Source organism: Colwellia sp., from assembly GCF_013214175.1.
In the GTDB taxonomy this organism is placed as follows: Bacteria; Pseudomonadota; Gammaproteobacteria; order Enterobacterales; family Alteromonadaceae; genus Colwellia.
Genome location: NZ_JABSPA010000008.1, coordinates 122,333 through 137,701, shown reverse-complemented (window position 1 = coordinate 137,701; position 15,369 = coordinate 122,333). Strand labels below are relative to the sequence as shown.

Genomic DNA, 15,369 nt, shown 5'->3' with positions numbered 1-15,369 from the left:
ATGTTCAAATGGTATTAATTAATAAAATAAAAATAAGGAACGGTTATGCCACAAGCAGCAGTTCGCCAATATAAGGAAGATGAGCATTTGCCAACAGCAGAAGTTGATCAACAGGCAGCATTACCTACGGAATCTGAAGAAGCATTAGCTAGTGTGGATTCTCCGACCGCTGACGATAAACAAGAAGAACCGTATTACCATTATACCGTTGATACTAAGGATCCCGATCCTTGGTTGATAAAGCATAAAAGCAAAATTATTGCTTTAGTTATCTTAGCTGCCGTTGCTGTAGCAGGTAGCATGTTCTATAAAGACAATCTATTAAATCAACAAACACAAGCTATTGTAGCTGCACCGCAATTGAATGATTTTTATTATATCGATTTCCGAGTTATAAAAGATAACCTTCGTCCGGCAGAAAAATTTAGAATGGCGAAAGTTAAAGATATTACTGGTGATGTAGTAACGCTTAACTTTAGTAGCTATTTTTATCTACAAGAGCATGAGTTGAATGAAGCTATTCGTTATGCACAACTGAGATTTGAAAAGTTTTTCCAAGAAAAACGTCATAATTACAAAATTAGTGAATTGCAGGCAATGATCGAGTCGGGTGCTATTGTTTTGGCGCGTCGTCCTGAAGGTAATATGCTTGATGGCAACGTAGTTGTGCCAGATTCGCATTTTGACTCTAGTTCAGTATTCATCCCGGGTAAAAAAGAAAATTTTTCAGGCTTAGAATATTTAAAATTTGCTAATGGCGGTAAGAGATCGGAATTAGCCTTAGAGAAGTTTCAAGAATCCGCAGACTATGGTTTTGCTAAAGGTCAAGTAAACCTTGCGCAAATGTACCTTAACGGCACCGCGGTAGATAAAGATTTACACCAAGCACTTACTTTGTTTCAAAAAGCTGCTTTGCAGGCTTATGAGCCAGCAATATTGAAGTATGCAATAGTTTGTCAACAAGTAGAAAGTTGTGCCATTGCTGATTTCTACCAAGAAGTAGTTAACGCAGGTGTGAATATTGAATTTACTAAACAAGCTAATGTTAGAGCCACTACAAAAGCATTTGAAAAAGCATTAGAAGACGCTAAAAATTAGCAATAGTATTTTGATTATTATTTAATAGTTAGTGACTAAAAAAGGCTTGAATTTATTTAAGCCTTTTTTATGTCTGTTAGAAAACTATTTTTAAAGTAGAAGAACAACGTAGCAAAACAAAGCGAGAATCAAATAAGTTATATGCCTCTATAGTTTACTCAGGAACTCTTTGTAAACTTCATATCGAAGAACTATTGCTATTTAGACCCGGGATTCAGGACAATAAGCTCAGGAGAATGTGCATCCTGCATTCTCTAATAAGTGACATCCATGGCGAGTCCGATTAAAACACCACGGGGATAATGCTCCGGAGCAAAGTGCATAGGCATAATAAGTTATTAAACTATTTTTCATACACTCGGCTAAAGGGCGGTAGAGAATCAAGTAATTGTTTACCATAGCGTTTGGTTACTACCCGTTTATCTAGTAGTGTTATAACACCTTTATCCCTTTCATTTCGTAATAACCGCCCACAAGCTTGAACAAGCTTTTTTGAAGTATCTGGTACTGATAATGTCATAAAAGGATTACCGCCTTTTGCGGTGACATATTCAGCTTGTGCCTGTTCAACAGGCGAGGTTGGTACCGAGAATGGCAACTTAGTAATAATTAAATTATTGAGGTAGTCTCCAGGTAAATCTAGCCCTTCTGAAAAACTCTGGGTACCAAAAATAATACTTTGTTTGTGATTATCACAACGTTTTTTATGCTGCTCTATTATTTGTTGGCGTGATAGCTCTCCTTGCACCATTATTTCAAGTTTGCTGTTCTCTCTTAGGGCTTGTGCGACTTTATTCATTTGCCAATAGGAAGAGAATAGCACTAAGCTAGCACTACCCTGGTCAAGGTACTTAGGTAATTTAGTAATTACTTCATCAGTGAAATCAGCAGCACTGGCCTCATTGTCCATCTTCGCTATGACTAATTGTGCATTGTTCTGGTAATCAAAAGGCGAGTCAACTTGTTGATATTGACTACCGTCATCATTTCTTAAACCGACTTGAAAGCGAAAGTGGTCGAATGAATTTAAGGCACGTAATGTTGCCGAGCACAATACTGCGCCTTCACATTTACTCCACAGCATATTGTCTAGGGTGAAGCCTACTTCGATAGGAGATGCGCTTAATAGGTAATCATGACGTTTACTGGTTAGTTTTTCTAACCAACGTGCCATTGGCGCAGATTTTTCATTATCGGTTTTGGCATACATAGTCCAAAGTGCCGTTAAACTCTCTAAACGTTGTAACAGAAAACCGGCTTCTCCCAGTAGAGGCTCAGCTAGATAGGTTTGGGTATCGCCATCTTTTACCGATTCAATAAGTCCGTTATAGAGTTTATTTAAATGGCTTAATGATTTTTTACTCAGGCTTTGTATATCTTCCGCCCAATTTTTTAATGTTGGTGGAATGATGCCATTTTCAAATCGATATACTTGTTCATCATGCGGAGATTTCTTAGTAAATTTATTACCTTGGGATAGTGAATCATCTGCTTGAAAATAGACATTGGCATTAGCTTCAATAAAGTTAAGGACTTTTTGCATTTCCAACAATAGTTCTTGGCAGTCATCACCTAACTTTAACGCAGGAGAAATAGCACTCTGAGACTTAATTAACTTAGCCATTTTATCGCCGGTTTCACCAAGCTTTGTTAACCATTCAATTGTGCCCTTTAAGGTGATACTGGCACTGGAAAAGTCACGTGTCACCTTTGGCAGGTGATGTGCCTCATCAATGATATAAAAGGTATCCTCAGGAGAAGACAGTATTCTACCGCCGCCTAGCTCTAAGTCAGCCAATAACAAACTATGGTTTATCACTAAAACATGGGCTTGATCCATAGTTTCACGCGCCTTGTGGAAAGGGCAATGACTATGCTCAGATAGGTTTTTTAAACAGCTATGTTTATCACTTTGCACTTGCTGCCAAATATGTTGTGGTAACTGTGTTTTCCATGAATCAATATCGCCAAGCCAACTACCATCGAGTAGTGCCTTGTGCATGGCATTAAGTGTTCTGACCTCTTTGGCATCGGGCTTTTCTGCGAAAGTAAAACCCACTTGAGTGGGCTCATTACCTGAACTGGTGGTTACCGCTTGCGTAAGCTTTTGGCGACATACATAACGTTGTCTGCCTTTGACTAAAGTGAAGTCAAAGTTTAATCCCGCGTGCTCTTTTAAAAAGGGTAAATCCTTGTCGACTAATTGTTCTTGCAAGGCGACGGTAGCCGTTGAAATACAAACCTTTTTATTTCGGGCAAGGGCGAGTGGAATGGTACCTAAACAATAGGCGAGTGATTTACCTGTACCGGTACCGGCTTCAATAGTAATAATTTTTCTATCTTTACTGTATTCACCCGCTAGAGTCTTGGCTATTTCGGCAATAAGGAAAGTTTGTTGTTTACGAGGATTAAAGTGCGTTAAGTTCTCGCCTATGGCTTTATAAGCTTGACGAATAGCTTGTTTTAACTTATCAGATAACATTGTTACTAGTTTCCAAAAAACAGAAGATCGGTTACACTGCTGTATATATTAACAGGTTTACGCGCGTAGCACGAAAAAAATCAAGATAAAATGGCAATTTCTAACACAATCAATATCAATAGTGGTTTCTTACTGACCCGACAAGTGCAAGATAGCGCCAGTGGTTTACAAATAACCCTGTGGCTGAAAAGCAGCACTGGCCCAGTTAAACTACAGGTAAATAATGAGTTAGCTGTTTTTTTTATTGAACATCATCAACTAGACCTAGCGCTTAGTAGCCTGAATGAACAACGCATTCCACTTAAAAAATATCAACAATTATCCTTAAAAACCTTTGCTCAGCAAAAAGTTGCCGGTCTGTATTTCAGTTCTATGCGCAGTTTTTACCGTGCTAGGGATGCCTTAAAAGACCAACAAATAAAATGTTATGAAGATGATATTAGGCCCGATGATAGGTTTTTAATGGAACGCCATATTACCGCGGATATTGATTTTATTGGTAAGGGGGTAGGTGATTATATTGCTGGCAATCAAAACGAGTCAGCTTCTAAAAGTTATCAATTAGTAAAACAAACCCGATGTAAGCGTGCAAAAACACCCGCTGAAGTCAGCCTGAAAATGCTCTCTATAGATATTGAATGCTCTATGCAAGGGGAGCTCTACTCTATTGGTTTGTATGCTCTTAATACTAACTCTTCGGGTACTAAAGAGGAATTTAAGCGGGTATTAATGATTGGTGACGCGCAATCAAACGCTGAAAATTATATTCAATGGCTAACAGATGAAAGACAGTTATTAGTAAAATTTATTGATGAAATTAATGACTTTGATGCCGATATTTTGATTGGCTGGAATGTGATTAATTTTGATTTCTCATTGCTACAAAAACGCTGTGATCTCCATGGTATTAAGTTTGCCATCGGCCGTGATGGTAGTGCGCCTTATTGGCGTAAAAATGCCAATAACCCCGAGCAAAATTTTATTGAAATAGCAGGGCGTGTTGTTCTCGATGGTATTGATTTGCTGAAAAGTGCGACCTATAGTTTTTCCAGTTTTTCCCTTGATAATGTTGCCAAAAATTTACTTGGCCTGGGTAAAAAGGTTGCTGATGTTGACAATAGGGTACAAGAAATCACCGATAATTTTCATCATAACAAAGCAGCACTAGCCGCTTATAACTTAGAAGATTGCCGCTTAGTTTGGCTTATTTTTGAAAAAACACAGTTATTAGCGTTTGCCCAGTTACGCGCACAACTTACCGGCTTAGCTATTGATAGAGTCGGCGGCTCGGTTGCCGCCTTTACCAACCTTTATTTACCTAAACTTCATCGCAGTGGATATATCGCCCCTAATATGGGTGATGGTGACTCGGGTTTAGTGTCGCCTGGCGGTTATGTCATGGATTCCATTCCAGGGCTCTATAAAAATGTGCTTGTTTTGGATTTTAAATCACTATACCCGTCCATAATTCGCACCTTTAAAATTGATCCTATGGGCTTAATTGAGGGGCTTAAAGAGGTTCGTGCGTTCAATTCTGCTCAAGATCAAGTTGGGCAATTAGATCACGATAATCGACACCTTGTTATTCAGGGCTTCGATGGTGCTTATTTTTCTAGAGAGGCACACTTTTTACCTGATATTATCGAGTCTCTTTGGTTAGAGCGAGATAAAGCCAAACTGCAAAAAAATGCCGCCTTATCACAAGCGATAAAAATTATTATGAATAGCTTTTATGGTGTACTAGGCTCTAATGGTTGTCGATTTTTTGATCCTCGGCTATCTGGCTCTATTACCAAGCGCAGCCATGAGATTTTAAAGAAAACCAGCAAGTGGATTTCAGCAAAAGGTCATAAGGTCATCTACGGTGATACTGACTCCATTTTCGTTTATATCGGCGCTGATAAATCAAAGCAGCAGGCTAAGCAGTTAGGTTTGGAGTTACAGGGGTTTATTAATGATAAATGGCAACAGACCCTAAAAGAAGACTTCAAAATTACCAGCCAATTAGACATTGAATTTGAAACGCATTTTACTCAATTTTTAATGCCAAAAATACGTGGCTTTAATACTAGTAAATACGCCGGTAAAGATCAAAAAGCTATCGGAACCAAAAAACGTTATGCCGGTATTGCTAATGGCGTCATGATTTTTAAGGGCCTGGAGACAGTGAGAAGTGATTGGACCGAGTTAAGTAAAGACTTCCAACAAGAGCTTTATCGGTTAGTGTTTAACGATGAACCCATTGATGAGTATATTCTAAAAATAGTCGACGATTTGAGGCATGGGCTCTTTGATGAACGCTTGATCTACCAGAAAAAAATTCGACGTCAGTTAAATGATTATGTTAATACTCCCCCTCATATTAAAGCGGCTTTGATTGCTAATAAAAAGCTTGAAGAGCAGGGCTTGAAGCAAAAATATCAGCATAGAAGTACTATCCGCTATGTTATTACCTTAGATGGTGTACAACCTTTAGAGTTTAAGGACAGCAAACTTGATTATGATTTTTATGTTGAGAAACAACTTAAACCAATAGCAGATGATATTTTACCCTTTATTGGCAAAGACTTTGAATCCATTGCCGGTGATCAGTTGGGTCTTTTTTGAAGGCTATTTAATGGCTGCTATCGCTTTTTATTTTAATTGCATTTAATAAGACATTTATTTTCAATTTATATTAACAATTTCTAGCCAGTAAGCTTTAATCAGGTTATAACTACTTTATAAAGATTTTTAGATGGCTAGATAGCTGAACTGATACCAAACGGATTGATTAACTTACCAACTTAGAACTACGTTAGTGAGCTTAGAACAAGCAAAATGTGTTAAACATAGTTATTCTATATTTCATTCATTTTGTGACGTTATCAGTTTACTAACGAGTTCCCGAAGGACAAGTTTAAAAGGCTTACATGCGGCGTTATTGATTTTGACAAGGGAATAACCATTCTCTTCAATCAATGTCTTGCCTCTAAGCCTTTTAATTCTCGCTAAGTGATCAGTTAATTAGTCCGATTGGTATAATATTTATTCTGCTAAAGCTGAGTTTTTCCAATGGAAGTGATTATGAAACAAGATACTAAAATAGTAAATGCTGGACGAAGTGCTAAATGGACTAAGGGTGTGGTAAACCCTTCAGTTACCCGGGCCTCAACGGTTGTTTTTAATACGGTAGCCGAAATGAATCATGCCGTTGCTAACCGACATAATCAAACCATGGTTTATGGTCGCCGTGGCACCACCACAGCTTTTGCTTTTAGTGATGCTATGACCGAGTTAGAGGGCGGTGCTGGTTGTGCATTATACCCATCGGGTACTGCGGCTATTACCAATGCAATTCTCGCTTTTGTTCAGCAAGGTGATCATATTTTAATGGTTGATAGTGCTTATGAGCCTACCCGTGATTATTGCGATAAAATATTAGCTAAAATAGGGGTTACCACTACCTATTATGATCCTATGTTAGGTGCTGGAATTGAAGCGCTGATCCAAGATAACACCCGTCTTATTTTCTTAGAATCCCCAGGCTCAATTACCATGGAAGTGCAAGACGTGCCTGCCATTAGTGCTGTTGCCCATAAACATGATTGTATTGTTATGCTCGATAATACTTGGAGTGCCGGTATTAACTTTCAACCCTTTGATTATGGCGTTGATGTTAGTGTACAAGCGGCTACTAAATATATTGTCGGTCATTCTGATGTCATGCTTGGCACTGCTACTGCGGTTGAGAAATATTGGCCACAACTACGTGATTACAGTTACCTGATGGGCCAGTGTACTTCTCCTGATGATTTATATCTTGCGCTTCGCGGTATTCGTACCCTTGGGGTTAGGTTAAAGCAACACCAACAAAGTGCACTCACCGTTGCCAATTGGTTAGAGTCGCGACCAGAAGTGGCTAAAATTCTTCATCCTGCTTTTGAGTCTTGTCCTGGTCATGAATTTTTCAAACGAGATTTTAACGGCGCTAATGGCTTGTTCTCTTTTGTACTTAATTGTGGCAATAAAGTGGCATTAACCGCGTTTTTAGATGGTTTAGACCACTTCAAAATGGGTTATTCATGGGGTGGTTTTGAAAGTTTAATTTTGGGTATTAGCAATGTTAATGCTATTCGTAGTGCAACAACGTTTGATTGTGAGTTCCCATTAATTCGCCTTCACATTGGCCTAGAGGATGTTGATGATTTGATCAGTGACCTTGAAGCAGGTTTTGCACGTTTTAATCAAGTACTTGCTAAGAGTTAAGTGTCTTTAAAAGCATTGACTGACAAATAGCTAAAAGGCAGATAAACGCATGACTCATTGCACTTATCTGCCTTTTTGTTTGTACCGTTACATTATCTCTCTTATTATCTTTACTTGCCTAATAAGGTGAAAATCTTCTTAGCGATATCGGTATTATCTAATTGGCCACTAAACTGTTCACTGTGTTTACCAAATGCAAATACCGGCACATCTATTCCTGTATGACCTGACGTGGTCCAGCCAGTATTAGTGCGTTTATCAATGATTGCCAATATTGCTCGGCGATAGAGCTCTTTAAGTTCAGGCGCCTTTTTCTCTGTTTTTTCTGTCGCACTAAGTAACACATATTTTGCTTTGGCTTGCTGATAGCTAGAGTCGACCTTAGTTATTTGCTGGAATTCCTCTGTGTTTAACTCAAAGTTAAGCCACTTATTAATTTCCTTCTGATCTAGCGGGTCTTTGGCGATGATATTTTTAGCTATTGTTGCTGGAGAGTATTTCATGGTTCGTAACACTTCTGGGTCCCAGCGATATTCTTTATTAGCCGCTAAGGTAAAACCCCCAGTGCTGTGATCCGCCGTTAATACCACTAAGGTATCGGGGTTTTTCTCAACGAATACTTCTAAATACTCCATTAATTTAGCTAGGTCGTCCATCTCATGCATGGCTGTGGCAATATTATTATCATGTCCACCCCAATCAATTTGGCTCGCTTCAACGAGCATAAAAAATCCGGCGTCATTTTTAAGTTGTCCGGTAGCTGCTTTTGTCATCATGGCTAGTCGGTGTTTATTACTGTCATCCAGTGCCCACGGCAAGCCAAAGTCAGCAAATAAACCCAAAACCGGTTTATCGTTTGCTAGTCCAGCTAACTGTGAGTAACTATCAATATATTGAAAGCCCGCTTGTTTAAATTCATTAACGATATTGCGATCGTCGCGAATATAGTTGGTCCAGCCGCCGCCAAAGTAGACATCTGCTTTGATACCGTTATCGATATAACTATTAGCTAACTCATCATAATTTCTTCGACTTTCATTGTGCGATAAGTAAGAGGCGGGTGTGGCATGGTTAATACGAGAAGTGACTACTACGCCGGTCCTCTTGCCCTGTTGTTTAGCCCATTCAAGCACGGTCAATAATGGTTTTTTATTTACATCTACACTAATGGCGCCATTATAGCTTTTTACCCCGGTAGCCAGTGCCGTTGCACCGGCGGCAGAGTCAGTAACATAACCTGACACGGGAGCCGGGTAAGTACTGCTAAGGCCTTTTAGATGTCTTTCAAAAACAGTTTTCTCTATTTCAGCTGTTGCTGGGTCATCGTTAAAGTATCGATAAGCAGAGGTATAAGCTGGCCCCATGCCATCGGCAATAACCATAATGATATTTTTTGGTAGGTCTTGTTGACTTACCGGTGAATTTTGCTCGCTATTGGCAGCAATGGCATTATTAGTTGCTAGACCAACACAACTCAGTAAGGCAAATGTCGAGAGCAAGGTGGTTGATAATTTCGGGCTAAACAATTTCGAGTTATACACTTTTGAACTTAACTTTAAGTTAAGTTTCAAATTAAACTTTGAACTAGACATAAGGGTACCAGAGAATGTGAAAAACGCTTAATTCTAAACAGTCACCTTGGTTTTGTCTACTTAATAACAAAGAGCAATAATTCAACAGCATACCCTTTAATAAACATCTTAGTATGTGTGTTAAACCGGTTATATTTCAGCTGAAATGAGCTTAACTACATAAAATAAGCAGTCATTTATCGCGGTATTTTTATTGGTTGTTGCTTTAAAAAGTCTCAGGTTATGCCGGCAAACTAACTGATTTTCACGGGCATAAAAATACTCGTCCAAGACGTTAGCACCACTTTTATCGATAAGTTGTAAATTATCTAAGCCATTACCATCAATCCAGCCTAGCATTTCATCTTGGTGAGCACTGCCAAAATTAAAACACTCAATATTGTCTTTCAAAGTAACGCCACTATAGCCTTCGTCATGTTGCGCGTAAGAGAGTTCTGTTGCTGGTTTTAGTTGCAACCTTAACGGCCGATAAATGACTTCTACCGGTTTTTCTTGGTGGATATAGCCAATATTCTCACAGCTTGCTACTTGGCTAATGCCGGAAAAAGCAATTTCATGGGCTTGTTCGTCTTGGCAACCGCCGCATTCAATAGTAATAAATGGGCAATTAAAATCTTGCTCCATTATCGATCCCATAGTTAAATCAGATAAAATTAGCGTTTGGCAAAAAAGTGAAGCCAGAGATAAGGTTTCCGTGGTCACCACTGAACTGACCGCAAAGGTTGGTCCTGAGCTTGACGAATTATGAAGGTCGATCACCATTTCTGGCTCGACCTCTTTAATCGCCCGTTCAATCAATGATGCTCGCTGACAATAACCTCTTTGACCCTGGAGACATTCAAAAGAGCAGTTTTTACCAAAACAGCGGTTAATATCCATCCCTCCTTTAATATAGCGTCGGCTAAAAAGAGGGCGTGAAGTGGCGGCTTCTACCGAGCAGATAATAAAACGTAAGTTGGTCTCGGGTTGTTCTTGCGGCAAAACTTCAGTTAAATAGCGATGCATGGCAATTAAACCCGAAGGCTCATTACCATGGAGTAGTGTGGTAAATACCCGGAACTTTTCTTGATTTTTCCCCGATACATCAATAACAGTTGGGCCTGTCATCGATAAAAGGAACTGTTCGTAATCCGCATGCAAATCTTGCCATGTTGGATCTTTTAAGTAGTTGATTTCACTAAAATCTATATCCATAGTATTGCCTAGGTTATTTTATGTTTGAGGTAACATCCTTTTAGAATCAATAAGCTTGTCATAGTTGTACCATCTAGGGTGTTGATTAAGGTCAATAAAGTGCAGTAAAGAGGTGATTTATATTTATTTGGCGGTAAACTAGCAGTACATTTGTATAGAACCTTTATAGAGATACTGCTATGAGTGAAGAAACCATTTTTTCAAAAATTATTCGTCAAGAAATTCCCACGCCATTGTTATATCAAGATGAACTCGTTACCGCCTTTAGAGACATTTCTCCGCGAGTCGATAGCCATATTTTAATCGTGCCTAATAAACTCATTGCGACAATTAATGATGTAACTAGCGAAGATGAGTTGACCTTAGGGCGTATGATTACGGTTGCTAAAAAACTGGCCAAGGAAGAGGGTATTGATGAAAGTGGTTATCGTTTAATTATCAATTGTAATAGTGATGGCGGCCAAGAGGTTTATCACATTCATATGCATTTGCTCGGTGGTCAGCATTTAGGGCCAATGTTATCTTGTTAGGTCTATACCCGTTACCATTCAAAGTGCTCGATTTCAGTGGGAATTTAAATGACTTTAGGCAAGGAGAAGGACGTAAACATAGTCACTCTATATTTTTGTTCTTGAACGCCGCTTAAAGTCATTTTAAACCCATCGAAGAAGCGCTTGAGCAACATCACTTCATCGTTACATCAATTTGAAATGGCGCTACATGGATGTAGCTTAGAAGAGAATGCAGGAGCATATTCTCCTGAATAACCATGGCTACATTGATATGCCTTGAATTGAAATTGCTCAAGCACTCTGAAACATGCATCTTGCATGGTAACGGGTATATATCCTGACAGAGTATTATTTACCCACTAGTTAAAATGTTTTGTCGGCCATATGAGATTGGCTCTTAATCGGTGATAGCCTATCTTTGAGCCTAATGGACACGCCTTAGGAACCATGTAGCCAGTGCTAAAATATAAGATGACTTATCGGCTACTTATTATGCTAATTATGCGATAAGTCGCCACTTTACTAAGGTCAAAGGCAATGAAATCATCTAATTATTAGCGCATACTTGCTTATAGCATCCTTTAAATGGTTACTTTTGTGAATTGGAAAGAATTACTAGAAAATAGAAATCGCTTATTTTGGCTAGCACACACCGCAGGCTGGTTTGGCTTTGCATTTGTGCATTATCTTGGCTCATTGCAGCATGATTTGCGTGATATATTTGTGATAATTATCTTTCTTAACGCTTATGCCGGTTGGTTGTTTACTGTACCGCTGCGTTATATTTATCGAAAGGCGTGGAACTTTCCGCCCATTAAAATTGCCCTAGTAGTGATACTTTCATCCTATTTTACCGGCGTATTATGGCAAATAGTTAAAAATATTAATTATTGGGAAATCTATAAACATGGCTATGAGCCAGAGTTTTGGTATATGTATACCCGCTCAACGTTAGGATCTTTTTACATTATTTTAAGTTGGAGTGGTTTATATTTTGGTAGTAAATACTATCAAATGCTGCAAATAGAAAAACAAAATGTATTAAAAGCGAATGCTGTGGCACATCAAGCACAGTTAAAAATGTTGCGCTATCAATTGAATCCTCATTTCTTGTTCAATACCCTAAATGCTATTTCAACGCTTATTTTGGTGGAAGAAAATAAAATCGCTAATTCCATGGTGACTAAACTCAGTGAATTTCTACGCTATTCATTGGATAAAGACCCATTGAAAAAAGTCAGTTTACAAACTGAAATACAAGCTTTACAACTGTACTTGGCGATAGAGCAAGTACGATTTGAAGACAGGTTACAGCTGGACTTTAAAATAAACGATGATTGCCAAGCGGCCTTAGTACCGAGTATGATTTTACAGCCCTTAGCTGAAAATGCGATTAAACATGCCATTGCTGTACAAGAGCAGGGCGGAAAAATTACCATTTCAGTACAGCGCTTTGCCGACGACTTATTAATTTCAGTCGCGGATAACGGACCCGGAGCTGATATTATCAATGGCAATTTACACCGAGAAAGTGGTGTCGGTTTAGTCAATACTCGTGAACGCCTACAAGCTTTATACCATGAAAAATTTTCGTTAGTTGTTTCCCATAACCAACCTTCAGGTGTTAAAGTAAATCTGCGTATGCCATTTGAGCTAAGCTAATAATAGAATTATAAATTGTTCGAATAGGTTAGCGCTGCGCTGTTGTTTACCGGAACTAATTACTTAGGAATTTTTTATGTCACTATCAACCCTTATTGTTGATGATGAACCACTTGCTCGTAGAGGTTTAGCTATACGATTACAAGCTCATGATAATATTAATGTTATTGAGCAGTGTTGTAACGGTAGAGAGGCATTAGAAGCCATACGTGCTTATAAAGTCGATTTGATGTTTCTCGATATTCAAATGCCAGGTCTTAATGGTTTTCAGGTACTTGAAAGTATTATCGAGCAAGGTTTAACCATGCCTGTCGTGGTCTTTGTTACCGCATTTGATCAATACGCATTAAAGGCTTTTGAAGTACATGCATTGGATTATATTTTAAAACCAGCCGACGAAGAAAGACTTGAGCAGACCATTGAAAAAATACAACAATATTTTAAAAACAGTGCTGATAGTGCACATAAATCGAAATTAGTGCGTTTAGTGAGTGATGTTACTGGTAATGATTATCAAAAAATATTAGCAGAATTAGAGAACAATCAAGAATTAACCTTGTCTAGCTATTCCGATGTCTTGGCAATTAAAGATGCTGGTGAAGTGAATCGTGTGCCGGTAAAAGATATTCTTTGGATTGATGCTGCCGGTGATTATATGTGTGTTCACACCTTGGAAACTAAGCAAAATACTTTACGAGAAAACACCTATATTCTTAGAAAAACCATGAAAGAATTAGAAGCGTGTTTAGATCCCAAACAATTTATCCGCAATCATAGATCGACGATAGTGAACAAGAAGGTGATTGAAAAATTTTGCAGCCAAGTCAATGGCGAGTATTTTCTTGTATTGAAAAATGGTAAAGAATTAAAAGTGAGTCGAAGTTATAAAGATAAAGTAAAGCAGGCAGTGAATAGTTAGTCTGTAACAGCACTGAATGTAACAGCATTGAATGGAGCTTCACTTAATGTAGCAAGACATAGCAATAAAAAAGGCTAGATGTTATCAACATCTAGCCTTTTTGTTACTTATTTAGTCTTAGCATTTGCAGCTACTTGCTAAGGTTCTTTTTAGTGACGGTTAATACTTTTAAGGTATTTGATGCACCAACGGTTTCCATGGTATCACCGTGCGTTAAAATTAACTTATCTCCTACGACTAAGTCAATGTGACCACTGACCGCTTTTAATATCTCATTAGATAAATTGTCATTGTTAACATCGGTTGAATCAAATTCAATCGGGTAAACACCACGGTAAATTGCCGTTTTATTCAATGTTTTTGCATGACGAGATAATGAGAAAATTGGTAAGCCAGAGGTAATACGTGACATTATTTTACTGGTTTGACCTGACTCAGTTAAGGCGATAATCGCTTTAACACCGTCTAAATGGTTGGCTGCATACATAGCTGATAAGGCAATTGTTTCAGAGACTTCACTAAAGGTAAGTTCAATTCTATGACTGGAAATATTGACTGAACGATGTTGCTCAGCGCCGAGACAAACATTTGCCATCGCTTTTACAGTTTCAACAGGATATTTACCTGCGGCAGTTTCTGCCGATAACATTACCGCATCCGTACCATCTAATACTGCGTTTGCTACATCCATAACCTCAGCACGTGTTGGCATAGGCTGTTCAATCATGGTTTCCATCATTTGTGTGGCAGTGATAACTACGCGGTTAAGTTGACGAGAGCGGGCAATAATATGTTTTTGCTTACCCACTAGTGCCGCATCACCAATTTCAACACCTAAATCGCCACGAGCTACCATAACAACATCGGAGGCTAAGATAATACCATCAAGAATTTTATCATCATTAACCGCTTCAGCACGTTCAATTTTAGAGACTAAACGGGCATCACAACCGGCTTCTTGGGCAAGTAAGCGTGCTTCGCGCATATCGGCAGCATTACGTGGGAAAGATACGGCTAGAAAATCGACATCAATCTTAGCGGCAAGTTTAATATCTTCTTTATCTTTAGCAGTAAGTGCTGGTGCAGTTAAACCACCACCTTGACGGTTAATGCCTTTATTGTTTGATAAAGGGCCGCCAACGGTTACTTCTGTAAATACGGAAGTGTCAGAGGTGGATAATACTTTTAATTGCACACGGCCGTCATCCAGTAATAAAACATCGCCAGTGCTAACATCTTGTACTAATTTCTTATAATCAATACCGACCTTTTCTTGACAGCCTTGGCCTTTTTCTAAGGTGGCATCTAATTCAAACTTATCACCAATGGCTAATTTAATAGGGCCATTTTTAAAAGTAGAAACACGGATTTTAGGACCTTGTAAATCACCTAAGATACCAACATAAATGCCAAGCTCTTTTGCTATTTCTCTAACATTTTTGGCTCTATCAATGTGATCTTGGGGAATACCATGAGAAAAATTAAGTCTAACTACGTTGACACCGGCAGCTAATACATTTTTTAAAACTTCTCTATCGTCAGTTGCAGGACCTAAGGTAGCAACAATTTTTGTTCTTCTAGGCATGTTAATCCTCTTACGTTTTTGATTACGTTTAAATAGGTTTATCGATGGTAGTACTAATGTTTGAAAGATAGTTTCAA

The 15,369-nt window shown here is 38.6% G+C and carries 10 protein-coding genes; 6 read left to right on the top strand and 4 right to left on the bottom strand.

The features are described from left to right. Window positions 1–45: 45 nt before the first annotated feature. A complete protein-coding gene (locus HRT55_RS17425) occupies window positions 46–1,098 on the top strand; it encodes a sel1 repeat family protein (RefSeq protein WP_291623256.1) in 1,053 nt (350 codons plus the stop codon). Between the two features lie 343 nt (window positions 1,099–1,441). On the opposite strand, the gene dinG is transcribed toward HRT55_RS17425, so the two are convergent. Beyond that, window positions 1,442–3,580 (bottom strand): ATP-dependent DNA helicase DinG, encoded by a 2,139-nt coding sequence (gene dinG / locus HRT55_RS17420; protein ID WP_291623254.1) that lies wholly within the window; start codon window positions 3,578–3,580, stop codon window positions 1,442–1,444. 90 nt (window positions 3,581–3,670) lie between these two features. On the opposite strand from dinG, the gene HRT55_RS17415 reads away from it, so the two are divergent. Further along, window positions 3,671–6,187 (top strand): DNA polymerase II, encoded by a 2,517-nt coding sequence (locus HRT55_RS17415; protein WP_291623252.1) that lies wholly within the window; start codon window positions 3,671–3,673, stop codon window positions 6,185–6,187. Between the two features lie 459 nt (window positions 6,188–6,646). Next, complete coding sequence (locus HRT55_RS17410) at window positions 6,647–7,828, top strand: cystathionine beta-lyase (protein WP_291613569.1); 1,182 nt, start codon at window positions 6,647–6,649, stop codon at window positions 7,826–7,828. A 110-nt stretch (window positions 7,829–7,938) separates the two neighbouring features. Here HRT55_RS17410 and HRT55_RS17405 read toward each other — a convergent pair whose 3' ends face one another. Together HRT55_RS17405 and HRT55_RS17400 are read right to left on the bottom strand one after the other, a co-directional pair. After that, window positions 7,939–9,420, bottom strand: a complete 1,482-nt coding sequence (locus tag HRT55_RS17405; RefSeq protein ID WP_291623250.1) for an alkaline phosphatase — start codon at window positions 9,418–9,420, stop codon at window positions 7,939–7,941. 129 nt (window positions 9,421–9,549) lie between these two features. Then, window positions 9,550–10,614 (bottom strand): succinylglutamate desuccinylase/aspartoacylase family protein, encoded by a 1,065-nt coding sequence (locus tag HRT55_RS17400; protein WP_291623248.1) that lies wholly within the window; start codon window positions 10,612–10,614, stop codon window positions 9,550–9,552. Window positions 10,615–10,793: 179 nt separating this feature from the next. Here HRT55_RS17400 and HRT55_RS17395 point away from each other — a divergent pair, with 179 nt between their 5' ends. From HRT55_RS17395 to HRT55_RS17385, 3 genes are all read left to right on the top strand, one after another. Continuing rightward, window positions 10,794–11,144 carry an HIT domain-containing protein gene (locus tag HRT55_RS17395; RefSeq protein WP_291613563.1) on the top strand — a complete coding sequence of 117 codons (351 nt, stop codon included), beginning with the start codon at window positions 10,794–10,796 and terminating at the stop codon, window positions 11,142–11,144. A 567-nt stretch (window positions 11,145–11,711) separates the two neighbouring features. After that, complete coding sequence (locus HRT55_RS17390; protein ID WP_291623246.1) at window positions 11,712–12,788, top strand: sensor histidine kinase; 1,077 nt, start codon at window positions 11,712–11,714, stop codon at window positions 12,786–12,788. A gap of 76 nt (window positions 12,789–12,864) precedes the next feature. Next, window positions 12,865–13,707, top strand: coding sequence for a LytTR family DNA-binding domain-containing protein (locus tag HRT55_RS17385; protein ID WP_291623244.1), 843 nt, complete (start codon window positions 12,865–12,867; stop codon window positions 13,705–13,707). A gap of 130 nt (window positions 13,708–13,837) precedes the next feature. Here the strand turns inward: HRT55_RS17385 and pyk are convergent, their stop codons facing one another. Next, complete coding sequence (gene pyk, locus HRT55_RS17380) at window positions 13,838–15,292, bottom strand: pyruvate kinase (protein WP_291623242.1); 1,455 nt, start codon at window positions 15,290–15,292, stop codon at window positions 13,838–13,840. Window positions 15,293–15,369 lie beyond the last annotated feature (77 nt).

Excerpts from the sequence above, each read along its gene's own strand:
- HRT55_RS17425 (WP_291623256.1), top strand. The coding sequence starts at position 46 with ATGCCACAAGCAGCAGTTCGCCAATATAAGGAAGATGAGCATTTGCCA.
- dinG (WP_291623254.1), bottom strand. The coding sequence starts at position 3,580 with ATGTTATCTGATAAGTTAAAACAAGCTATTCGTCAAGCTTATAAAGCC.
- HRT55_RS17415 (WP_291623252.1), top strand. The coding sequence starts at position 3,671 with ATGGCAATTTCTAACACAATCAATATCAATAGTGGTTTCTTACTGACC.
- HRT55_RS17410 (WP_291613569.1), top strand. The coding sequence starts at position 6,647 with ATGAAACAAGATACTAAAATAGTAAATGCTGGACGAAGTGCTAAATGG.
- HRT55_RS17405 (WP_291623250.1), bottom strand. The coding sequence starts at position 9,420 with ATGTCTAGTTCAAAGTTTAATTTGAAACTTAACTTAAAGTTAAGTTCA.
- HRT55_RS17400 (WP_291623248.1), bottom strand. The coding sequence starts at position 10,614 with ATGGATATAGATTTTAGTGAAATCAACTACTTAAAAGATCCAACATGG.
- HRT55_RS17395 (WP_291613563.1), top strand. The coding sequence starts at position 10,794 with ATGAGTGAAGAAACCATTTTTTCAAAAATTATTCGTCAAGAAATTCCC.
- HRT55_RS17390 (WP_291623246.1), top strand. The coding sequence starts at position 11,712 with ATGGTTACTTTTGTGAATTGGAAAGAATTACTAGAAAATAGAAATCGC.
- HRT55_RS17385 (WP_291623244.1), top strand. The coding sequence starts at position 12,865 with ATGTCACTATCAACCCTTATTGTTGATGATGAACCACTTGCTCGTAGA.
- pyk (WP_291623242.1), bottom strand. The coding sequence starts at position 15,292 with ATGCCTAGAAGAACAAAAATTGTTGCTACCTTAGGTCCTGCAACTGAC.